The organism is Streptomyces sp. NPDC008121 (assembly GCF_042957155.1).
Classification (GTDB): domain Bacteria; phylum Actinomycetota; class Actinomycetes; order Streptomycetales; family Streptomycetaceae; genus Streptomyces.
In genome coordinates, this window is record NZ_JBIBHT010000008.1 from 78,716 (window position 1) to 98,917 (window position 20,202).

Consider the following 20,202-nt stretch of genomic DNA (forward strand, 5'->3'; position numbering starts at 1 on the left):
GGTGTTTCCGGGGAGGGGTACGGCGGATGAGCCGGCGTTCCAGTGGGTTGATCGGGGCTTGGGCCGAGGCGCAGCGGGTGGCGCAGCGGGAGCGGGAGGGGCAGCTGCAGGCGGTGGTGCGGCAGCAGCGGGACGCGGAGCGGGCGCAGCGGGCGCACGAGCGGGATGTGGCGCGGATGCAGCGGGAGCAGCGGGCGGCGTACCGGCAGCACCGTGACGCGGACGCGCTGCGGCGGACGCGGGAGTTGGACGAACGGGTCGAGCTGTTGTCGGGGCTGCTGGCGCGGGGGTGCGGGGCGCCGGCGTTCGGGGCGGAGGCGATGCGGCGGCCCGAGGAGGTCGAGCCGTTCGCTCCGGGGCCGCTCGGGCAGCCGGTGGCGATGCCGGACCAGCGGCACTACCAGGCGCAGGGCGGCTGGACGGCGTCCGGACGGGCGCAGGCGGAGCAGGAGGCCCGGGCGCGGTTCGAGCGGGACTGGTACGCGGCGCAGGGGGCGGAGGCGCGGCGGCAGCAGCAGCTGGCCGCCTACCGGGCGCAGTACGACGCGTGGGCCGCGGAGCGGCTGGCGGAGATCCGGGCGCACAACAGCGGGATCGCCGGGATGGTGGAGTCGTTGCGGGACGGCGATCCGGAGACGGTGGTGGAGTTCTTCTCGGCCGTGCTGTACGCGTCGACGGCGTGGCCGGAGGGGTTCCCGCGGCAGGTGTCCGCCGCGTACGACCGTGCGGGCCGGGGTCTGGTTCTGGACTGGGACCTGCCGGGGTTCGACGTGGTGCCGGAGGCCAAGGGGGTCAAGTACCTGCCCAGCACGGACCAGGAGAAGGAGGTTCCGCGGCCGGTGACGCAGCGGCGGGCGCTGTACCGGGACGTGGTGGCGCAGAGCGTGCTGCTCGCGGTGCGGGAGCTGTTCGCCGCCGACCGGTTCGGGGTGCTGCGGAGCGTGGCGCTGAACGGCTTCGTGGACGGGGTGGACCCGGCGACGGGGCTGGCCGCCCGGCTCTGTCTGGCCTCGGCGCGGGTGGAGCGGACGGTCTTCGACGGGCTGAACCTGGAGCTGGTCAGCGCGGTGGACTGTCTGACGGGGGCGCTGTCGGGCCGGCTGTCGACGAAGCCGGACGAGCGGGTGGTGGTGCAGCCGCTGGCGGTGCCGGAGCAGGTCGGTTCGGGCGTGCAGCTGCACGGCGAGGGCGAGGAGCCGGATCTGCTGGCGATGGACCCGATCGCGTTCGAGGGTCTGGTGGCCGAGCTGTTCCGGGCGCGGGGGCTGCAGGCGGTGACGACGCGCCGGTCCAACGACGGCGGTGTCGACGTGGAGGCGCTGGATCCGGATCCGATCAGCGGCGGGTCGATCATCGTGCAGGCGAAGCGGTACCGGAACACGGTGCCGCCGAGCGCGGTGCGCGATCTGTACGGGACGGTGCAGGGGGCCGGCGCCAACAAGGGGGTGCTGGTGACGACGTCCGGGTTCGGGCCGGGGTCGTACGCCTTCGCCAACGGCAAGCCGCTGACGCTGATCTCGGGCGCGGAGCTGGTGGACCTGCTGCACCAGCACGGTCTGCGGGGGCGGTTGGGGACGGGGGTGTCGTCGGAGGCGCCGACGCTGGTGGCCGTGGCGCCCGTTCCGCCCGGGGACGACGAGGACGCCAACGTGCTGGGGATGGTGTGGTCGGGGTCGGTGGCCCTGGACGTGTGCGCGTTGGTGTGCGAGGGCGGCAGGGTGCTGGGGGAGGAGCACTTCGTCTTCTTCAACAACGCCTCGACGCCGGAGGGCGCGGTGCGGATGGTCCCCGCTCTCTGGGGCGACAAGGCCGCCGTCCGGGTGGGGTTCGACGCCCTGCCCGCCCGGGCGGACCGGCTGGTGCTGGTGGCGGCCGTCGATCCGGAGGTGAACCCGGACGCGGATCTGGCGGGGTTCGCGGACGCGGGGATCCGGCTGCGGGACGGGTCGGGCGCCGAGTTGGACCGGCTCGACGTGTCGGACGGCCGGGCGGGGGAGACCGCGCTCGTCCTGGGGTCGTTCCGGCGGCGGACCGGGGGCGACTGGGACTTCGTCCTGGGCGGCAAGGGCTACCGCGGCGGATTGGCGGAGCTGGTGGGTGACTTCGGTATCGAGGTGGAGTAAGGGGAGTGGTCACGGGCGGGGGCCCCGGGCCTGGGGGAGGTCCGGGGCCTTCGGCGTGCCGGACTCCGCGGTCGGGCCGGCGCGGGTCAGCGGCCGGAGAGCCGGTCGGCGAGACGGGCGATGCGGGAGGTCTCCGCGCGGTGGGTGGTGCGCTCCCGGCGGTCCGCCTCGCGGTAGGCCGCGTACATCGCCTGGACACCGAGCCAGCGCAGCGGCTCCGGTTCCCACCTGCGGACCTTGTGGCCGACCCAGGGGAGCGCGGTGAGGTCGGTGGGGCCGGACTGGCCCGAGTCCTGCTGGATGAGGTCGCGGAGGGTGCGGGCGGCGAGGTTGCTGGTGGCGACGCCGGAGCCGACGTAACCGCCGGCCCAGCCGAGGCCGGTGGTGCGGTCGAGGGTGACGGTGGCGCACCAGTCGCGGGGGACGCCGAGGACGCCGGACCAGGCGTGGTCGATGCCGATGCCGGCGAGGGTGGGGATGAAGCGGACGAGGATGTCGCGGAGGGCCTCGACGGTCTGCGGCTGGGTGCGGCCGTCGTTGTCGGTCCTGGAGCCGTAGCGGTAGGGGACTCCGCGGCCGCCGAGCGCGATGCGGCCGTCGGCGGTGCGCTGGGCGTACATGTAGGCGTGGGCCATGTCGCCGAGGGTCTCCAGGCCGTTCCAGCCGATGGTGTCCCACTGGGCGTCGGTGAGGGGCTCGGTGGCGATCATCGAGGAGTTCATGGGCAGCCAGGCCCGGCGCTGTCCGGCGAGCGAGGCGGTGAAGCCCTCGGTGCAGCGCAGGACGTACGGGGCGCGGACGGTGCCGTACGGGGTGACGGCGTGCTTGGGCTTGATCTCGGTGACGGGCGTCGACTCGTGGAGGGTGACGCCGAGCGCCTCGACGGTGTCGGCGAGGCCCTTGACGAGCTTCGCGGGGTGGAGCCGGGCGCCGTGGGGGGTCCAGGAGGAGCCGACGGCGCCGGTGACACGGATGCGGTCGGCGGTCCTGCGGGCTCCGTAGAGTTCGCGGTCCTTCTCGCCGAAGGCGATCTCCCGGGCGTGGAAGGCCTTCAGGCGGGCGAGCTGGGCGGGGGTGTGGGCGATCTCGAGGACGCCGCCCTGATGGATGTCGGCGTCGATGCCCTCCTCGGCGGCGACGCGGACGACCTCGGTGACGGTGTCGTTCATCGCCTGCTGGAGGCGGACGGCGGCCTCGTGGCCGTGGAGCGCGGCGTAGCGGTCGCGCCCGGCGATGCCGTTGTAGAGCCAGCCGCCGTTGCGCCCGGAGGCGCCGTAGCCGCAGAACGAGGCTTCGAGGACGGTGATGTCGAGGAAGGGGACGGCCTTCTTGAGGTAGTAGGCGGTCCAGAGGCCGGTGTAGCCGCCGCCGACGATGCAGACGTCGGCGGTGGTGTCGCCGGGCAGCGGTTCGCGGGGGGCGGGGGTGCCCTCCTGCGCGTACCAGAACGATATGCCGCCGTTGACCGTGCTGCTCATGGTGTCCTCTGTCCCTGTGGGGCCTCTGGGGTTGGTGGGCGGGAGGGTACTGGAGTGCCGGGGCGGGCGGGTGTTGAGGGGTGGGGGGCGGGGGCGGGTGTCTAGCATCGGGGTGTGATGCGTGTTCCCGAGGAGCTGGTGGCGTCGCAGATCCGGTTCAACGGTGAGGCGGGGCGGGCTTTCGTCGCGGCGTTGCCGGGGCGGGCGGAGGAGTTCCTGGACCGGTGGGGGCTGCGGCTGACGGGGCCTTCGATGTACGGGGTGGCGTCGTGGGTGCTGCCGGTGACCCGTGTCTCGGACGGTACGCCCGCGGCGCTGAAGCTGCAGCTGCTCGACGAGGAGTCCGCGGGCGAGCCGGTGGCGCTGCGGGCCTGGGACGGGTCGGGGGCGGTGCGGCTGCTGGCGGAGGACCCCGGGACGGGCACGATGCTGCTGGAGCGGCTGGACGAGGGCCGGCACCTGTCGGCGTCCGGGGACGTACGGGGCGCGGTGGGCGTCCTCGCCGGTCTGTTGGCCCGGCTGGTGGCGGTCCCGGCGCCTGAGGGGCTGCGGGGCCTGGGGGAGATCGCGGCCCGGATGGTGGCGGCGGCCCCGGAGGCGGCGGCCCGGCTGGGGCCCGAGGACGCGGCGCTGGTGCGGGACTGCGCGGCGGCGGTGCGGGAAGTGCTGGGGGAGCCGGGGGACCGGCTGCTGCACTGGGATCTCCACTACGACAACATCCTGGCGGCGGAGCGGGAGCCGTGGCTGGCGATCGACCCGAAGCCGCTGGCGGGGGACCCGGGGTTCGAGCTGCTTCCGGCCCTGACGGACCTGTGGGAGGCGGATCCGTCGGCGGGGACGCGGTGGCGGTTCGACCTGCTGACGGAGCGGCTGGGCCTGGACCGGGGACGGGCGCGGGCGTGGACGCTGGGCCGGGTGCTGCAGAACGCCCTGTGGGACGTGGCGGACGGCGAGCCGGCGCTCGATCCGGACCAGGTGTCCATCGCGCGGACACTGCTGGCCCCGGGCGGCTGAGCGTGTGCAGGCTGGTTGCATGATCCGTACCGCCACGCCTGCCGATGTCCCGGTGATCCACACGATGATCCGCGAGCTCGCGGAGTACGAGAAGTCGCTGCACGAGGTGCGCGCGACGCCGGACTCCCTCCACGACGCCCTCTTCGGCCCGCACCCGGCCGCCTTCGCCCACCTGGCGGAGACGCCGGCGGGCGAGCCGGTGGGCTTCGCGCTGTGGTTCCTGAACTTCTCGACGTGGCACGGCGTCCACGGCATCCACCTGGAGGACCTGTACGTCCGCCCGTCGAGCCGCGGCGGCGGCTTCGGGAAGGCGCTGCTGGCGGAGCTGGCGCGGATCTGCGTGGAGCGGGGCTACGAGCGCCTGGAGTGGGCGGTCCTGAACTGGAACACGCCGTCGATCGACTTCTACGAGTCGGTGGGGGCGCGGCCGCAGGACGACTGGACGGTGTACCGGCTGACGGGTGAGGCGCTGCGGGGACTGGGCGGCGCGGGGTAGCCACCGGGCGCCTGCCCGGGCGCCTGCGACGGGGAGGCGGGCGCCCGGGCCGGACGCCTGCCCGGGCGCTCCGGGCGGGCGAGGGGGCGGCCGGGCAGGCGAGGGGGCGGCCGGGCCGGTCATGGTGCGGTCAGCCGGTCGTCGGGACCAGGCGGTCCGGCGCGTCCGGCCGGACCCGCTCACCCCTGCCCGGCACGGGGGCCGGGCCGGCCCCGGGGTCAGGGGATCAGGACGACCTTGCCGATCGTGCCGCGGGATTCCAGGGCCCGGTGGGCCGTGGACGCCTCGGCGAGGGGGAAGCGGTGGACGGCGGGGCGGAGGGTTCCTTCGGCGGCGGCGGTGACGGCTGCGTGTTCGAGGGTGCGGATGTCGCCGCCCGCCTTGCGGATCATGACCGGGCCGAGCACGTTCTCGGAGGTGATCCCGCGCGCGGTGAGTTCCTCGTCGGTGAAGGTGAGGGGTTCGCCGTCGTGCGGGCCCGTGCCGTGCCAGCCGAAGACGACGTGGTGGCCGCCTTCGCCCAGCAGGTCGACGGTGGCGCGGCCGGTGGCGCCGCCTACGGAGTCGAAGACGACCGTCGCCCTGCGGTCGCCGAGGAAGTCGCGGACCGTCGTGGGCCAGTCCGGTCGCAGGTAGTCGACGGCGAGGTCGGCGCCGTTCTTCTCGACCAGGGCGGTCTTCTCGGGGCCGCCGGCCAGGCCGATGACGGTGGCGCCGGCGTTCTTCGCGTACTGGACGAGGAGGGTGCCGATGCCCCCGGCGGCGGCGGGGATGACGGCGAGGGAGTCGGGGCCGAGGTCGGCGAACTGGAGGATGCCGAAGGTGGTGCGGCCGGTGCCGATCATGGCGACGGCCTCGGCCTCGCCGAGGGTGTCGGGGAGGGCGTGCAGCCGGCCGGCGTCGGTGACGGCGAGTTCGGCGTAGCCGCCGGGGCCCTGGCCGAGGTGGGTGACGACGCGCTTGCCGAGCCAGCCGGGGTCGGTGCCCTCGCCGAGGGCGTCGACGGTGCCGGCGACTTCGCGGCCCGGGACGGTGGGGAGGGAGGCGGGGGCCGGGAAGGGGCCGCTGAGGCCCAGGCGCAGGGCGGTGTCGAGGAGGTGGACGCCGGCCGCGGCGACGCGGACGCGGACCTGGCCGGGGCCGGGGACCGGGTCCGGGACCTCCTCGTAGGTGAGGTTCTCGGCCGGACCGAAGGCGTGCAGGCGGATGGCGTGCATGGCGGGCTCCCCGTCGGATGCGTAGTGGTGCACCAGTGGTTCGTGGTGACGGGCATCAGCTTTCAACCTCAAGTCCGCTTGAGGTCAAGGGGTGTGGCGCGCAGGGCCAGGGACACCGCTTCGACGGCGCTGGTGAAGGAGACCTCGGAGAGGACGCCGGGTGCGGCGACCTGGTCGCCGGCGAGGTAGACGCCGTCGCCGCGGTCGATCGCCGGCCGGTCGCGCCAGGTGGTGCCGGGCCGGTCGACGGCTCCCGTACGGCCGGTGGAGACGGCCTCGCGGCGGTGGACGGTACGGTCCCGCCAGCCGGGGAACCCCAGGTCGAGCAGGCGTTCCGCGTGGGCGACGCCGTCGGCCTTGGATGCGCCCGGGCCGATGGGGAGCTGGGCCTGGAGGAGCTGTTCGCCGGCCGGGGCGAGCGTGGGGTCCTGGGCGGTGAAGCGCTCGATCCAGCCGGGGGCGTCCAGGTCGGAGATGACGAACGGATCGCCCGCGCGGCGGCGCAGCGCCAGGTCCAGCAGGACGGTCCGGCCGCTCTCCCAGGTCAGGCTGGGGTCCTGGAGGAGGCGGGAAGCCGCGGCGAGGGAGGTGGCGACGACGACGGGCCCGTCGGTGAGCGGCGGAACGTCGACACGGGACCCGGTCTCGACACGTACCCCCAGGTCACGGGCGTGCGCGGCCATCCGGTCGATCAGCCGCCCCCAGCCGCCGCGCGGGTAGTGGGCCTCCGGCGGCAGGGCGGTGGACCGGCGGAGCCGTTCCTGGACGAAGCGGGCGGAGAGCGCGCCGGGGTCGTGGTGGAAGAGGGCGACCGCGCTGTACGCGGCGGCGGCGCGGGCGGCGCGCGGACCGGCGACGCGGGTGGCCCAGGTGAGGAAGTCGACGTCGACCGGGGCCTCTTCGGGCCTGCGGCGGCTGAGGCGCAGGAAGCCGAGGGGCGGGACGCGGCGCAGGGCGCCGTCGCGGTGGAAGCGCAGCCGGGCGGCTTCGAGGGGCGGCAGCGGCGCGAGCGGGCCGAGCAGGCCGCGCTGTTTCAGCCAGGTCCAGTGGGGGCCGCCGCTGTAGAGGGCGTGGGGTCCTTCGTTGGTGCGGTACGGGCCTTCGGCGGTACGGGCGCGGCCGCCGAGGGTGTCGTGCGCTTCGTGGAGGGTGACCTCCGCGCCGGCCTCGGCGGCGGTGACGGCCGCGGTGAGGCCGGCGAAGCCCCCGCCGATGACGGTGATGCGCTTGATGTGCCTGCCTGCCATGTCCCTCTCCCTGGTGGTGCTGTGGTGGGGGTGAATCCGGTTTCACGGAGGCGACGGACCGGGGGCCGTGGTTCGTGACATCCGGGGCGTTGTCAGTGGCGCACGTCACTATGAGGGCATGGCGACACGAAGCGGGAAGAAGGCGGCGGTGGCGGCGGTGCGCAGGCCGGAGGTGCGGCTGCCGCCCCTCGCCGCGTACGAAGGGGGGCTGGAGCCGGACGGTGACTATGACGGCCTCGAGTTCCGGGGCCTGGACCTGGCGGGGCAGGACGGGGCGGGCGCGCGGTTCATGGACTGTGCGCTGCGGGAGTGCGCGGTGGACGAGGCGCGGCTGACGTCGGCGCGGGTCCTGGACTGTGTGTGGAGCGAGGTCAGAGGGGTGGGGACGGACCTCGCGGGGGCGACGCTGCGGGACGTGGAGGTGCGGGACGCGCGGCTCGGCGGGACGCAGCTGCACGGGGCCGTGCTGGAGCGGGTGTGGGTGCGCGGAGGGAAGATCGACTATCCGAACCTGCGGATGGCGAAGCTGAAGGACGTCCTCTTCGAGGGGTGCGTCCTCGGCGAGCCGGACTTCGGGGGCGCCCGGCTGGAGCGGGTCGAGTTCCGCGACTGCGTGCTGGCCGGCGCTGACTTCGGCGGCGCGGTGATGAAGGACGTGGACCTGCGGACCGTGGAGCGCCTGGAGATCGCGCGCGGAGTGGACGCCCTGGCCGGCGCGGTGATCGGGACGGGCCAGCTGCTGGACCTGGCGCCGGTGTTCGCCGCGCAGTTGGGGGTGCGGGTGGAGGACTGAGCCGGGGGGGCCCGGGGGCCGGGGTGCGGGGGCTAGGGAACGCGGGGGAAGCGTGCCTGGAGGTCCCAGATCGCGGGGTTGTCGCCGAGGCCCTCGTGCATGTCGGTGAGGTCGGCGATCAGGTCGTGCAGGAAGTCGCGTGCCTCGCGGCGCAGTTCGCGGTGGCCGAAGGTGAGGGGGGCCTCGTCGCCGGGCATCCAGTCGGCCTCGACGTCCACCCAGCCGAAGCGGCGCTCGAAGAGCATGCGGTCGGACGACTCGGTGAAGTCGAGCTCGGCGTGCTGGGGGCGGGCGGCGCGGTTGCCGCGCGGGTCGCGGTCGAGCTGCTCGACGATGTCGCACAGCGCCCAGGCGAAGTCGAGCACCGGCACCCATCCCCAGGCTGTGGACAGCTCCCGGTCGGCCTTCGGGTCGGCGAGGTAGACGTCCCCGCAGAAGAGGTCGTGGCGCAGGGCGTGGACGTCCGCGCGGCGGTAGTCGGTCTGCGGGGGGTCGGGGAAGCGACGGGAGAGGGAGTAGCCGATGTCGAGCACGGGTCGATGGTCGCACGCCGCAGGAGCGCGCGGCACGGGGCAGGGGCGGGGCTTGGCCAGGGGCGGTGGCCAGGGGGCGGGGGAGGGCTTGGCCAGGGGGACGTGGCCAGGAGTCGGGGCCCGGCGTCCCGCCCCCGCCCCCCGGCGCCTTCAGGCGCCCGTGCGCGTATGGGCGTGGAGGGTGCGGGCCAGGCGGGGGCCCAGCCAGCGCTTGAGGCGGCGCAGCGGCTCCAGGCGTCCGGCGGCCCGGTCGATCCGGTAGTAGAGCTGGGGCGGGACGTGCGGGAGCAGCGGGGAGTGGCGCTGGCCCAGGAGCGCGAACATCTGCGCCGGCTCCAGCCGCATGTAGCGGGGCAGGTTCTCGTACCACTGCGCGCTGTAGCGGGCCGCGCTCTGGGCCGACAGGAGCTCCGCCCGCCGCCGGTGGGCGTAGCGGGTGAGCGCCCCGTCCAGGTCCCCGGCGCCCTGCCGGTCGCGCAGGGCGGTCGCGAGGGCGAGGGCGTCCTCCAGGGCGAGTGTGGTGCCCGCGCCGATGGAGTAGTGGGTGGTGTGGGCGGCGTCGCCGAGGAGGACGAGGTTGCCGCGGTGCCAGACGCGGTTGGTGAGCGTACGGAAGTTCAGCCACTGGGCGGCGTCGTCGGCCTGGGCCCGGCCGATCAGCGCGTGGCCGTCGAGCAGGTCGTGGAAGAGCTTCTCCATCAGGTGGAGGCTGTCGGCCTCGCCCAGGGTGTCGAGCCCGAGGCCCGACCAGGTCTCCGGGGAGCACTCGACGACGCAGGTGGACTGCTCGCCGCTGAAGCCGTAGGCGTAGCACCAGATCCAGCCGTGGTCGGTCTCCTTGAACGCGAAGCTGAAGGAGTCGAAGACCTTGGTGGTGCCGAGCCAGATGTAGCGGTTGCGGCCGGTGGCGAACGCGGCGCCGAAGTGGTCGCCGTGGGCCTCGCGCAGCACGCTGTTGACCCCGTCGGCGGCGACGACCAGGTCGGCGTCGGCGAGTTCGGGGCAGTCCGCGCCGGTGATGTCGTGCTCGAACTCCACCCGTACGCCGAGCGCTTCGGCCCGCTCGGCCAGGAGGGTGAGCATCCGGCGGCGGCCGATGCCGAAGCCCTCGTCGCCGCGGTGGACGGTCCGCTCGTCGCGGACGATCGCGACGCCGTCGGTCCAGCGCACGGACGCGGCGCTGATGGCGTCGGCGGACTCCGGGTCGCCGGCCCGGAGCTTGTCGAGGAGCCCGGCCCAGTACGTCACGCCCCAGCCGTAGGTGGAGCCGGCCGGGTTGCGTTCGTAGACGGTGATGTCGTGGGACGGGTCCTGTCGCTTCATCAGGATCGAGAAGTACAGGCCGGCCGGGCCACCGCCGACGCAGGCGATCTTCACACGCGCTCCCACATATCTGACACCTTGTGATGAATCAGCGACGCAGGGTAGCAGGGGGGAGGGGCCGGGGCGGGGGAGGCGCGGCTCAGGGCAGCAGGCGTTGTTCCTTGGCGACGGCGACGGCGCCCGCCCGGGTGTCGACGCCGAGCTTGGCGTAGATCCGGCCCAGGTGGGTCTTCACGGTCGCCTCGCTGATGAACAGCGCCCGGGCGATCTCGCGGTTGCCCAGGCCGTGGGCGAGCTGGCCGAGGATGTCCCGCTCGCGGTCGGTCAGCGTCGGCCCGGCCGCGCCGCGCATCCGGTCCATGACGCGGCTGGCGACCGGCGGGGAGAGGGTGGTGCGGCCCTGGGCGGCGGAGTGGATCGCCGCGAACAGCTCCTCGGGCCGCTCGGCCTTCAGGAGGTAACCGGTGGCGCCGGCCCCGATGGCGCGGGTGATGTCGGCGTCGGTGTCGTAGGTGGTGAGGACCAGGACGTGGACGTCGGGCGTGGCGATCCGGCGGGTCGCCTCGACGCCGTCGATGCCGGGGCCGAGCTGGAGGTCCATCAGGACCACGTCGGGAGCGAGCTTCGCCGCCATCGCCACCGCCTCCTCCCCGCTGCCGGCCTCCCCGACGACCTCGATGTCGGGGGCGCTGCCGAGGAGGGCGAGCAGCCCGGCGCGGACGACGGCGTGGTCGTCGCAGAGCAGGATGCGTACCGTCATGAACCGGCCTCCGGAGATGTCGACAGGGGGATCGCGACGGAGAGCACCGTGCCCTCACCGGGGGTGGACTCGAGGGTGAGGGTGCCGCCGAGCTGCTGGGCGCGCACCCGCATGGCGGGCAGGCCGTGGCCGCGCACCCCCGGATCGCGGGCCGGCGGCCGCGGGTCGAGGCCGCGCCCGTCGTCGGCGATGTCGAGGACGACCTGATCGTCGAGGTAGGTCAGGGTCACGGCGGCCGAGGTGGCGGCGGCGTGCTCGCGGACGTTGGCCAGGGCGCCCTGCGCGATCCGCAGCAGCGCCGACTGCACCCGGTCGGGCAGCGGGACCGGCGTCCCGTCGGTGCGGAACGCGGCGGATTCGCGGGCGGCGAGGGTGCGCAGCGCCTCTTCGAGCCCGCCGCCCTCGGCGAGGTCGGCCGGAGCGAGGTCGTGGACGAAGCGGCGGGCCTCGGCGAGGTTCCGCTCGGCGATGGACTCGGCCGTACGGACATGGCGGCGCGCGGTCGACGGGTCGCCGTCCCAGGTGCGGTCGGCGGCCTGGAGCAGCATCTGCTGGCTCGACAGGCCCTGGGCGAGGGTGTCGTGGATCTCCATGGAGAGCCGCTGGCGTTCGGCGAGGGTGCCCTCGCGCCGCTCGGTGGCGGCGAGTTCGCGCCGGGTGCGGATGAGGTCGTCGATCAGGGCCCGCTGCCGGTCCGCCTGGCGCTGCGCGTGGACGAAGACGGCGGTGGCGATGGCCGCGACGGCCGGCGGCGCGATGATCAGGTTCGGGTCCCAGCCGCCGTGGGAGAGCTGGACCTGGGCGGTCACCACGAAGAGGGTCAGCAGCGCGACCAGGACGAGGGCGGCGCGCGGCGGGAGGGTGCGCAGACCGGTGTAGAAGAGCGGGACGGCGCACCAGGCGAAGCTCGGCGCGAGGACGACCAGGAGCATCCAGACGGCGACGACCGTGAAGAGCCAGGCGATCCGGCGGGGGGTGGCGCGGGCGCCGGGGACACGGTCCAGGAGGTAGAGGACGGCCAGCGCGGCGGAGAGGGCGACGATCCACGGGCCGCGGTCCTCCCACGGGTGCCGCAGGAGGAAACGGGCCAGGGAGGCGCCGAGGAGGAGGAAGAAGGCGACGTGCATGACCCGCGCCAGCCAGCGGGCGTCGGGGTCCTGCTCCCTCACGTGCGTCGCCTCTCCATCCGTCGTACCTGTCCTGACCTGGGTGTACGGATCCATGGTGGCCCCGGGGGACCACACGGGCATCAACCGATCGGCTGACCCGCGTGTCGTCCGTACCGCGTGGCGGACGCAGCCGCTCCGTCGAGCGTACCGGCCCGGTTCCGGCCGGAGGATCGAGGGCAGAGCGACTCACGCAGCGATCCCAGGAGTTCCCCGTGAAGAAGATCCTCATCGGCGCCACCGCGGCCGCCGCCCTCGCCGCCGGCACCTTCGGCGCCGTCTCCGCGAACGCCTCCGCCCCGGCGGCCCCGGCCGCCGCCCCGGCCGCAGCGGCCAAGGCCGACGCCGCGAACAAGAACCTCCAGCAGTCCACGCACCTGACGATCGAGGCCGCGACCAAGGCGGCGCAGGCCACCCTGGACGCCGCCGAGGACGAGAACCAGCGCGTGACGGTCGCGGTCGTGGACCGCAACGGCAACACCCTCGTGACCCTCCGCGGCGACGGCGCGGGCCCGCAGTCCTACGAGTCGGCCGAGCGCAAGGCGTTCACCGCGGTCTCCTGGAACGCCCCGACCTCGGTCCTCGCCGGCCGACTCGCCCAGGCCCCGAACCTGAAGGACATCCCCGGCACCCTCTTCCTCGGCGGCGGTGTCCCGGTCACCGCCAAGGGCGCCCCGATCGCGGGCATCGGCGTGGCCGGCGCCCCCAGCGGCGACCTGGACGAGAAGTTCGCCCGCGCGGGCGCGGAGGCCCTCGGCAAGTAACCCCCGGACACGGAACCGGGGCCGCCCGGGCGAGGCCGCCCGGCCCCCCCGGGCGCGGCCGCCCGCCCCTCCCGGGCGCCCCCGGTTCCGTACGTCGGTCACCACGCCGCGCGGCCACCCGGCCCCCTTCCTGGCGCCCCGCCCCGCCGCCCCTCCCAGGCCACGCCCCGGAACACGCCCTAAGATCGTTCCGTGGAAGCACGTAGCCGGGTCGTCCTCGCAGCCGTCACGGCGCTGGTCCTCCTCGTGGGGGCCGGCGGGTGCAGTGGTGGGCAGGACGGCGGGGTCGGGGGGAGCCCCGGGGCCTCCGGCGTACGGGACCCGTACTTCCCCAAGCTCGGCAACGGCGGGTACGACGTCACGCACTACGCCCTCGCCCTCGACTACGACCCCGCCACCGGCCGCCTCGACGCCACCGCCGACATCGTCGCCCGTGCCACCCAGGACCTGAGCGCCTTCAACCTCGACCTCGACGGGCTCACCGTCGGCCGCGCCACCGTCGACGGGGCCCCGGCCGCCGTCAACCGTGCCGGGACCGAGCTCACGCTCCGGCCCCGCGAGGAGATCGACCGGGGCAGCACCTTCCGGACCACCGTCGCCTACTCCGGCGTCCCCCGGAAGATCACCGACGCGGACGGGGCGGGCGAGGGCTGGCTGAAGACGAAGGACGGGGCGCTCGCGCTCGGCGAGCCGGTCGGCTCCATGGCCTGGTTCCCCGGCAACCACCACCCCTCCGACAAGGCGACGTACGACATCACCCTCACCGTCCCCGAGGGGCTGCGCGCCGTCTCCAACGGCGTCCTGCGCAGCGAGCGCACCGCGAACGGCCGGACCACCGCCGTCTGGCACAGCGCCGAGCCGATGGCGAGCTATCTGGCGACGGTGGCCATCGGCCGCTACCGCGTCACCACGGCCAAGACCCCCTCCGGCGTCGCCGTCCTCACCGCCGCAGACCCGGCCGTCGCCGATGCCGGTGCCCCGCTCCTCGCCCGCATCCCCGAACTGCTGGAGTGGCAGGCGGAGAACTTCGGGCCGTACCCCTTCTCCGCGGCCGGCGCGATCGTCGAACCGACCGGGGACGCCGACTACGCCCTGGAGACGCAGACCCGGCCCGTCTTCCCGCAGGACTCCTTCGACGCCCCGACCCTCGTCCACGAACTGGCGCACCAGTGGTTCGGCAACTCGGTCTCCCCCGCGAGCTGGCGGGACATGTGGCTCAACGAGAGCTTCGCGACCTACGCGGAGTGGCTCTACGCCGAGGACTTCGAGGACACCCCCGCCAGGACCGGCTTCGACCGGGCCTTCGCCGAGGACGCCAACTGGGCCTTCCCGCCGGCCGAACCGCCGGCGGCGGAGAACCTCTTCGACCCGCCGGTGTACCAGCGCGGTGCGATGGTGCTGCACAAGATCCGGGAGACGGTCGGCGACGACACCTTCTTCGAGATCCTGGCGGGCTGGCCCGCGAAGTACCGGCACCGCAACGCCTCCACGGAGGACTTCACCGCCTACGTGGAGGAAGTGGCGGGCGAGGACCTGAGCGAGCTGTGGGACGTGTGGCTGTACGGGGACGACAAGCCGGACCGCCCCCGCTGAGCCCGGGCCCGCCCCCGGGAGCACCCCGCACACGACCCCCGCACGCCGCCCGCCGGCCTACAGCCCCTTGCGGAGCACCACGCAGGGCCGCCCCTTCTCCCGGTCGGCGCGATGATCCGCCGTCTCGTAGCCGAGGGAGGTCCAGAAGGCGAGGGCGCGCGGGTTGTTCTCCAGGACCGCGACCTTGACTCCCGTACGGCCCTCGGAGCGGAACCGCTCCTCGAGCGTGCCGGCCAGCGCGCGGCCGTGGCCGGAGCGCTGGGAGCGCGCGTCGACCATCAGCAGGCCGATCCAGGGATCCGGGTCGTCGGGGTCCGGGTGGTGGTCGAGGATCGCCGCCACGCCGATCAGCCGGCCTTCGGACCGGGCGAGGAGCACCTCCGCGCCGGGGACGGCGAGTTCGTCGGCGAGGGCGGCGGCGACCTGCTCCGGCCGGATGTCGTCCGGGTCAGGGAAGTCGCCGGTGATCGCGTGGAAGTCGCGGTGGGAGGCGTACAGCTCGGTCAGCTCGGGGAGGAGCGGGCCGGGCAGGGCGTGGTCGGTGGAGGCGTACGGCTCGACGATCATGCGGAAACGGTAAGGCCCCGGCCGGAGCCGGGGCCTTGACGCCGTGAGGGTGTCGCGGCGGATGCCTGCGACGGTCAGAGGTTGACGCCGAAGTCGCGGGCGATGCCTTCCAGGCCGGCGGCGTAACCCTGGCCGACGGCGCGGAACTTCCACTCCGCGCCGTTGCGGTACAGCTCGCCGAAGACCATGGCGGTCTCGGTGGCGGCGTCCTCGGAGAGGTCGTAGCGGGCGATCTCGGCGCCGCCGGCCTGGTTGAGGATGCGGATGTAGGCGTTGCGGACCTGGCCGAAGTTCTGCGAGCGGCCGACCGCGTCGTAGATGGAGACCGGGAAGACGATCTTGTCGACGTTCGGGGGCAGGGCCGCGAGGTTGACGTTGATCTGCTCGTCGTCGCCGCCGCCCTCGCCGGTGCGGTTGTCACCGGTGTGGACGATGGTCTGGTCCGGGGTCGCCTTGTTGTTGAAGAAGACGAAGTGCGCGTCGGAGGCGACCTTGCCGGCTGCGTCGACGCCGATGGCCGAGGCGTCCAGGTCGAAGTCGGTGCCGGTGGTCGTACGGACGTCCCAGCCGAGGCCCACGGTGACGGCGGTGAGGCCCGGGGCCTCCTTGGTCAGGGAGACGTTGCCGCCCTTGGACAGGCTTACAGCCATGGGAAGTCCCTTTCGTCGTGATGTCGTCACACGCATTAACGCGGACGGGGCCCCGTCGGTTCCGCCCGGAGCCGGTGGCCGAGGAGCCGGGGGCCGAAAACAGGATGACGTGCGGGGCCCGCTGCGGGGAACATGGGGGGCATGTCCGGTCCGTATGTCATCCGCGGCTCCGTCTCGCTTCCTGAGGCCGAGCTGATGTGGCGTTTCTCCCGTTCGTCCGGGCCGGGCGGACAGCACGTCAACACCAGCGACTCCCAGGTGGAGCTCCGCTTCGACCTGGAGCGCACGGACGCGCTGCCGGAGGTGTGGAAGGCGCGCGCCCTGGAACGGCTGGCGTCGCGCCTGGTGGGCGGGGTGCTGACGGTACGGGCGTCGGAGCACCGCTCCCAGTGGCGCAACCGCGAGACGGCGGCGGTCCGCCTCACCGCCCTCCTCGCCGAGGCCACGGCCCCGCCGCCGAAGCCGCGCCGGGCGACGAAGATCCCCCGGGGCATCAACGAACGCCGGCTGCGGGTCAAGAAGCAGCGCGCGGAGACGAAGCGCGGCCGTCAGGGCCGCGACTGGGGCTGAGCCCCGGCCGGCCGCGGGGGACGGCCTCCGGGTGCGGCCGCCGGTTGCGGTGGCGGGCGCCTGGTGCGGTGGCGGTCGCCGTCACCCTCAGGCCAGGTGGCGGTACTTCCCCTTGAAGTACGTCAGGGGTGAGCCCTCCCCCGAAGGGAACGCGGCCGTCAGGACGCGGGCGATCACCAGGGTGTGGTCGCCGGCGACCACGCGGCTCTCCGTACGGCACTCCAGGGTCGCCAGCGCGCCGCCGATCAGCGGGGCGCCGCTCTCCTCGCCGCGGGTGTACGGCACGTCCTCGAAGAGGAGGCGGTCGCTCACCCGCCCCTTCATCGCGAAGCGGCCCGCGACATGGCGCTGGCTCTCCGAGAGGACCGAGACCGCCCAGACGGGGATCTCGTCCAGCAGGTCGTCCATCCGGGAGCCGTTGCGGAGGCTGACCAGCACCAGGGGCGGGTCCAGCGAGACCGACATGAACGCGGTCGCCGTCATCCCCACGTCCTCGCCGCGCGGGCCGTCGTCGGGGTCGTGCACCGTCACCAGCACCACGCCCGCGGCGAGGCGGGACATCGCCGCCCGGAACTCGTCGTCGCTCACCCCCTCAGCATGAGGGATGCCCGCATCCGACACGGGAGGCGGGGGCGGCGGGGACGGGAGGGACCCCGGGGACGGGAGGGTGAGGCTCTTTCGCAGCACCCTCGCACGCTAATCCGGAGCCACCCGCCGCCACATCGGGCCCGGGGACCAGACCGCCCACCCCCGCCGGTCCTAGGACCCGCCCCGCCCCGCCGACCGGCGCCCCTCGGCCCTCCCGTCTCCCGTACCACCGGTCTACAACACCCCCTTTGCGTTCAAGAAAGCGTGGGAGCGCTCTCTCCCGCAGTAGGCAACGCCTCACACACAGTTGTGACTTGAGTCACAGACCGCAGTATTTGTTGACCCTGTGTACCGGCGGTGCAGCTCGCTGTGATTCAGTGGCGGAGACAGTGCAGCACGAAGCCGATGAGAACCCTGGAGTTGCTGTCGAGGTCTCGGGGAGAGCGAGCGATGGAGACCGAGTCGGAGCCGTACGTCCGTCTTGCGACCCTGCGGCAGCTGCATCAGGTCGTGGCCGACCTCAACACAGCCCGCAGCCTGGCGGACACCCTGCAAACCGTCGCCGACGGCATCGTCGCAGGCCTCAACTATGAGCTGGCCTGCGTCAACCTCGTACGCCCCGACGGAGACCTCGTCGTCGCCGCCTTCGCCGGCAGCCCCGCCGCCGAAGCACTCATCACCGGCCGCGTCGGCTCCCGCGCCTCCTGGGAACGCCGCCTCTCCATGGGCGTCGCCTGGGGCGACCTGCGGTTCATCCCGCACACCGAAGGCTGGGTCCTCATCGAGGACGACGTCCCCCAATGGCACACCGAAGGCCCCGCCCCCCGCTTCGAAGACGAATGGCACCCGCACGACCGGCTCTACGCCCCCATGTACGCCTCCGGCTCCGGCCGCGAACTCCTCGGCGTGATCTCCGTCGACCGGCCGCGCAACGGACGACACCCCGGGCCCTGGGGCCAGGAAGCCCTCCAGATGTACGCCTCCCAATCGGCCATTGCGATCAGCAACGCACGCCTCAGAGCAAACATGCAGCGCGCCCTCGTCCGCCTCGAACGCGAACAGCAAGCCCTCCGCGCCAGCGAAGAGTCGTTCCGGCAAGCCTTCGAATACGCCCCCTCCGGCATGGCCATCGCCGAAATGGGCGGCGACCAGCACGGCCGCCTCCTGCGCACCAACGACGCCCTGTGCCGCCTCCTCGGCCGCCCCGCCTCCGTCATGCGCCGCTACTCCTTCGCCGACCTCGTCCACCCCGAGGACATAGGAACCCTGCTGCGCACCTCCGCCGAAGGCGGCCGCGCCGAACTCCGCCTCGCCCGCCGCGACGGCACCTACGTCTGGGTCTCCCTCCGCAACTCCGTCGTCGCCGACACCGCCGACGGCCCCCGCTTCCTCCTCACCCACGTCGAGGACATCGAAGAACGCAAGCGCCACGAACTCCAGCTCGCCCACCGCGCCTCCCACGACGCCCTCACCGGCCTCCCCAACAGCGCCGAACTGCGCTCCCGGCTCAGCGCCCGGCTCTGCGAACGCCCCCACACCTCCCGCGCCGCCGACGGCCCCGACAGCGGATACGACTCCCCGTACGGCCACGAACACGGCTTCGGCTTCGACCCCGCCCCCGGCGCCGCCACCGGCGGCCCCTACGACCACCACGTCCACACCGTGGCACCCACCGGGGGTGACATCGACGACGGCACCAAAGGCCTCGCCGTCCTCTTCTGCGACCTCGACGGCTTCAAATCGATCAACGACCGCTTCGGACACCACACCGGCGACGCCGTCCTCATCGAAGTCGCCCGCCGCCTCACCACCGGCGTACGCGACGGAGACACCGTCGCCCGGCTCGGGGGTGACGAATTCGTCGTCCTCGCCGACGGCCTCGGCGCCGCCGACGCCGCTGACCTGGCCGTACGCCTCCGGAACGCCATCATTCCGCCGATCCGCGTCGACGGCCGGGCCGTCCGCGTCGGCGCCAGCTTCGGCATCGGCTGGGCCGAATGCGGCATGACCGTCGAAGAGGTCCTGAACTCCGCCGACCAGCGGATGTACATCGAAAAACGCTCCCGCGCCAAGGTCCACCGCCGCGCCGGATAGCCCTCCCCGTCACCCGCCGGTCACGCTCCGCACGGTCAAGGACCGGACCGAAGCGTTCCCCGTTCGAGGTAGGCTCGGCCGGTCGGCGACGGCTGGCGAGCATGGATAGGAGTGACCAGGGATGGCTGCCGGTAACGACGGCGCGAACACGCCCGAGGACGACGATCCGTTCGGCTACCTGTACGCGGACGGCCAGGCGGCGGGCGCCCAGCCCCCCGGCCAGGGCGGTGGCTACGGCTACCCCGGCCCGGCCGCGCAGCCCGGCGTCCCCAGAACCTCGTACAACCAGGTCAGGACGGTCGGCGAGCGCCAATACGGCGGCCCCGCACAGGCCCACGTGCCGCATCAGCAGAGCTACGGCGGCCAGCAGCAGTACGGCCAGCCGAACCCGCAGTACGCGGCGCCCGAAAGCTACCCCGGCGCGGACCGCACCCGCCCCACGCCGATGCAGCAGCAGCGCGGCCGCGGCCCCAACACCAAGGGCCTGCTGATCGGCGCGATCGCGGTCGTCGCGGTCGTCGTGATCGGAATCACGGCCGCCGTCCTCAACAACGACAACGGCGACGACAAGGGCGGCAACGCGGGCGGCACCCCCACCGACGGCTCCTCGCAGGTCCAGGAGACCCCCAGCGGGCAGCCCAGCGCCGACGAGACCCCCGTCGAGCTGCCGAAGCAGGACGCCGCCACGCTCAAGCTCGGCGGTTCGGCCGTGCTGGCCAAGGACATCAAGGGCGCCGAAGGCGCGGACGGCGCCTACGTCACCGGATTCAACGCCGTCGGGTCGTCCGTGACCTGGCAGGCCGACATCGCCGAGCGCGGCGACTACTACCTGTACGTGCGCTACGCGATCCCGGCGAAGGACGCCAACGCCACCCTCTCCGTCAACGACAAGCCCAACGGTTCGCCGATCGGGCTGAAGAACTTCATCTCCTCCTCGGACCCGAACCTCGAGAAGAACTGGCAGACCACCTGGGCGCCGGTGAAGCTCAAGCAGGGCACGAACACGATCAAGCTGTCGTGCGAGCAGGGCAACCAGTGCGACGCGGTCTTCGACTGGCTGAAGATCAGCAAGACGAAGCTGAGCGGCTGAGCCCGCCCGCCTGACGGCGGCCCGATCACCGGAAGTGGGGCGCCGGGGCGGCCCGGGGGGGGGCGGGCCCGGGCGCGCCCCCCGGGCCGGGGGCCGGGCCGCCCCCCCCCCCCCGGGGGCCGGGGGGGGCCGGGGC

The 20,202-nt window shown here is 73.8% G+C and carries 19 protein-coding genes; 9 read left to right on the forward strand and 10 right to left on the reverse strand.

Annotation, left to right across the window (positions count from 1 at the left end; genetic code table 11):
- The first annotated feature begins 26 nt into the window (after window positions 1-26).
- Entirely contained in the window at window positions 27-2,123 is a 2,097-nt protein-coding gene (locus ACFZBD_RS25405) for a restriction endonuclease (protein ID WP_391143559.1), read from the forward strand.
- An 86-nt stretch (window positions 2,124-2,209) separates the two neighbouring features.
- On the opposite strand, the gene ACFZBD_RS25410 is transcribed toward ACFZBD_RS25405, so the two are convergent.
- Window positions 2,210-3,601: an FAD-dependent oxidoreductase gene (locus ACFZBD_RS25410; RefSeq protein WP_391143560.1), complete on the reverse strand. Its 1,392-nt coding sequence runs from the start codon at window positions 3,599-3,601 to the stop codon at window positions 2,210-2,212.
- Between the two features lie 117 nt (window positions 3,602-3,718).
- Here ACFZBD_RS25410 and ACFZBD_RS25415 point away from each other — a divergent pair, with 117 nt between their 5' ends.
- Both ACFZBD_RS25415 and ACFZBD_RS25420 read left to right on the forward strand, forming a co-directional pair.
- Window positions 3,719-4,615 carry an aminoglycoside phosphotransferase family protein gene (locus ACFZBD_RS25415; RefSeq protein ID WP_391144349.1) on the forward strand — a complete coding sequence of 299 codons (897 nt, stop codon included), beginning with the start codon at window positions 3,719-3,721 and terminating at the stop codon, window positions 4,613-4,615.
- A gap of 19 nt (window positions 4,616-4,634) precedes the next feature.
- On the forward strand, window positions 4,635-5,111 hold the full coding sequence (locus tag ACFZBD_RS25420; protein WP_391143563.1) for a GNAT family N-acetyltransferase: 477 nt from the start codon (window positions 4,635-4,637) through the stop codon (window positions 5,109-5,111).
- Between the two features lie 218 nt (window positions 5,112-5,329).
- On the opposite strand, the gene ACFZBD_RS25425 is transcribed toward ACFZBD_RS25420, so the two are convergent.
- Together ACFZBD_RS25425 and ACFZBD_RS25430 are read right to left on the reverse strand one after the other, a co-directional pair.
- Window positions 5,330-6,328, reverse strand: coding sequence for a zinc-binding dehydrogenase (locus ACFZBD_RS25425; protein WP_391143565.1), 999 nt, complete (start codon window positions 6,326-6,328; stop codon window positions 5,330-5,332).
- Between the two features lie 68 nt (window positions 6,329-6,396).
- Window positions 6,397-7,560 (reverse strand): FAD-dependent oxidoreductase, encoded by a 1,164-nt coding sequence (locus tag ACFZBD_RS25430; protein WP_391144353.1) that lies wholly within the window; start codon window positions 7,558-7,560, stop codon window positions 6,397-6,399.
- 133 nt (window positions 7,561-7,693) lie between these two features.
- On the opposite strand from ACFZBD_RS25430, the gene ACFZBD_RS25435 reads away from it, so the two are divergent.
- Window positions 7,694-8,368, forward strand: coding sequence for a pentapeptide repeat-containing protein (locus ACFZBD_RS25435; protein WP_391143568.1), 675 nt, complete (start codon window positions 7,694-7,696; stop codon window positions 8,366-8,368).
- Between the two features lie 32 nt (window positions 8,369-8,400).
- Here the strand turns inward: ACFZBD_RS25435 and ACFZBD_RS25440 are convergent, their stop codons facing one another.
- The 4 genes from ACFZBD_RS25440 to ACFZBD_RS25455 all read right to left on the reverse strand — a co-directional run bounded on the left by ACFZBD_RS25440 (window position 8,401) and on the right by ACFZBD_RS25455 (window position 12,111).
- Window positions 8,401-8,901, reverse strand: coding sequence for a hypothetical protein (locus ACFZBD_RS25440; protein WP_391143571.1), 501 nt, complete (start codon window positions 8,899-8,901; stop codon window positions 8,401-8,403).
- Window positions 8,902-9,051: 150 nt separating this feature from the next.
- Window positions 9,052-10,278 carry an FAD-dependent monooxygenase gene (locus ACFZBD_RS25445; protein WP_391144356.1) on the reverse strand — a complete coding sequence of 409 codons (1,227 nt, stop codon included), beginning with the start codon at window positions 10,276-10,278 and terminating at the stop codon, window positions 9,052-9,054.
- Between the two features lie 85 nt (window positions 10,279-10,363).
- On the reverse strand, window positions 10,364-10,984 hold the full coding sequence (locus tag ACFZBD_RS25450) for a response regulator (RefSeq protein ID WP_391143573.1): 621 nt from the start codon (window positions 10,982-10,984) through the stop codon (window positions 10,364-10,366).
- Window positions 10,981-12,111: a histidine kinase gene (locus ACFZBD_RS25455; protein ID WP_391144359.1), complete on the reverse strand. Its 1,131-nt coding sequence runs from the start codon at window positions 12,109-12,111 to the stop codon at window positions 10,981-10,983. The genes ACFZBD_RS25450 and ACFZBD_RS25455 overlap by 4 nt, the downstream gene beginning before the upstream one ends.
- A 254-nt stretch (window positions 12,112-12,365) precedes the next feature.
- Here ACFZBD_RS25455 and ACFZBD_RS25460 point away from each other — a divergent pair, with 254 nt between their 5' ends.
- Together ACFZBD_RS25460 and ACFZBD_RS25465 are read left to right on the forward strand one after the other, a co-directional pair.
- Complete coding sequence (locus ACFZBD_RS25460; protein WP_391143576.1) at window positions 12,366-12,914, forward strand: heme-binding protein; 549 nt, start codon at window positions 12,366-12,368, stop codon at window positions 12,912-12,914.
- Between the two features lie 192 nt (window positions 12,915-13,106).
- On the forward strand, window positions 13,107-14,507 hold the full coding sequence (locus ACFZBD_RS25465) for a M1 family aminopeptidase (protein ID WP_391143579.1): 1,401 nt from the start codon (window positions 13,107-13,109) through the stop codon (window positions 14,505-14,507).
- Between the two features lie 57 nt (window positions 14,508-14,564).
- Here ACFZBD_RS25465 and ACFZBD_RS25470 read toward each other — a convergent pair whose 3' ends face one another.
- Together ACFZBD_RS25470 and ACFZBD_RS25475 are read right to left on the reverse strand one after the other, a co-directional pair.
- Window positions 14,565-15,074 carry a GNAT family N-acetyltransferase gene (locus tag ACFZBD_RS25470; RefSeq protein WP_391143580.1) on the reverse strand — a complete coding sequence of 170 codons (510 nt, stop codon included), beginning with the start codon at window positions 15,072-15,074 and terminating at the stop codon, window positions 14,565-14,567.
- Window positions 15,075-15,148: 74 nt separating this feature from the next.
- Complete coding sequence (locus ACFZBD_RS25475) at window positions 15,149-15,724, reverse strand: TerD family protein (protein ID WP_391143583.1); 576 nt, start codon at window positions 15,722-15,724, stop codon at window positions 15,149-15,151.
- A gap of 132 nt (window positions 15,725-15,856) precedes the next feature.
- On the opposite strand from ACFZBD_RS25475, the gene arfB reads away from it, so the two are divergent.
- Window positions 15,857-16,294 carry an alternative ribosome rescue aminoacyl-tRNA hydrolase ArfB gene (gene arfB, locus ACFZBD_RS25480; protein WP_391143586.1) on the forward strand — a complete coding sequence of 146 codons (438 nt, stop codon included), beginning with the start codon at window positions 15,857-15,859 and terminating at the stop codon, window positions 16,292-16,294.
- Window positions 16,295-16,381: 87 nt separating this feature from the next.
- Here arfB and ACFZBD_RS25485 read toward each other — a convergent pair whose 3' ends face one another.
- Window positions 16,382-16,882: a flavin reductase gene (locus tag ACFZBD_RS25485; RefSeq protein WP_391143588.1), complete on the reverse strand. Its 501-nt coding sequence runs from the start codon at window positions 16,880-16,882 to the stop codon at window positions 16,382-16,384.
- Window positions 16,883-17,332: 450 nt separating this feature from the next.
- On the opposite strand from ACFZBD_RS25485, the gene cdgB reads away from it, so the two are divergent.
- Window positions 17,333-18,976: a diguanylate cyclase CdgB gene (cdgB, locus tag ACFZBD_RS25490; protein WP_391143591.1), complete on the forward strand. Its 1,644-nt coding sequence runs from the start codon at window positions 17,333-17,335 to the stop codon at window positions 18,974-18,976.
- Between the two features lie 121 nt (window positions 18,977-19,097).
- The gene (locus ACFZBD_RS25495; RefSeq protein ID WP_391143593.1) at window positions 19,098-20,066 is read left to right on the forward strand and encodes a CBM35 domain-containing protein; all 969 of its coding nucleotides are present in this window, start codon (window positions 19,098-19,100) and stop codon (window positions 20,064-20,066) included.
- The last annotated feature ends 136 nt before the right edge of the window (window positions 20,067-20,202 follow it).

Coding starts and splice junctions, on each gene's coding strand:
- ACFZBD_RS25415 (WP_391144349.1), top strand. CDS start 3,719: ATGCGTGTTCCCGAGGAGCTGGTGGCGTCGCAGATCCGGTTCAACGGT.
- ACFZBD_RS25455 (WP_391144359.1), bottom strand. CDS start 12,111: ATGCACGTCGCCTTCTTCCTCCTCCTCGGCGCCTCCCTGGCCCGTTTC.
- arfB (WP_391143586.1), top strand. CDS start 15,857: ATGGGGGGCATGTCCGGTCCGTATGTCATCCGCGGCTCCGTCTCGCTT.
- ACFZBD_RS25420 (WP_391143563.1), top strand. CDS start 4,635: ATGATCCGTACCGCCACGCCTGCCGATGTCCCGGTGATCCACACGATG.
- ACFZBD_RS25475 (WP_391143583.1), bottom strand. CDS start 15,724: ATGGCTGTAAGCCTGTCCAAGGGCGGCAACGTCTCCCTGACCAAGGAG.
- ACFZBD_RS25495 (WP_391143593.1), top strand. CDS start 19,098: ATGGCTGCCGGTAACGACGGCGCGAACACGCCCGAGGACGACGATCCG.
- ACFZBD_RS25405 (WP_391143559.1), top strand. CDS start 27: ATGAGCCGGCGTTCCAGTGGGTTGATCGGGGCTTGGGCCGAGGCGCAG.
- ACFZBD_RS25470 (WP_391143580.1), bottom strand. CDS start 15,074: ATGATCGTCGAGCCGTACGCCTCCACCGACCACGCCCTGCCCGGCCCG.
- ACFZBD_RS25450 (WP_391143573.1), bottom strand. CDS start 10,984: ATGACGGTACGCATCCTGCTCTGCGACGACCACGCCGTCGTCCGCGCC.
- ACFZBD_RS25410 (WP_391143560.1), bottom strand. CDS start 3,601: ATGAGCAGCACGGTCAACGGCGGCATATCGTTCTGGTACGCGCAGGAG.
- ACFZBD_RS25425 (WP_391143565.1), bottom strand. CDS start 6,328: ATGCACGCCATCCGCCTGCACGCCTTCGGTCCGGCCGAGAACCTCACC.
- cdgB (WP_391143591.1), top strand. CDS start 17,333: ATGGAGACCGAGTCGGAGCCGTACGTCCGTCTTGCGACCCTGCGGCAG.
- ACFZBD_RS25435 (WP_391143568.1), top strand. CDS start 7,694: ATGGCGACACGAAGCGGGAAGAAGGCGGCGGTGGCGGCGGTGCGCAGG.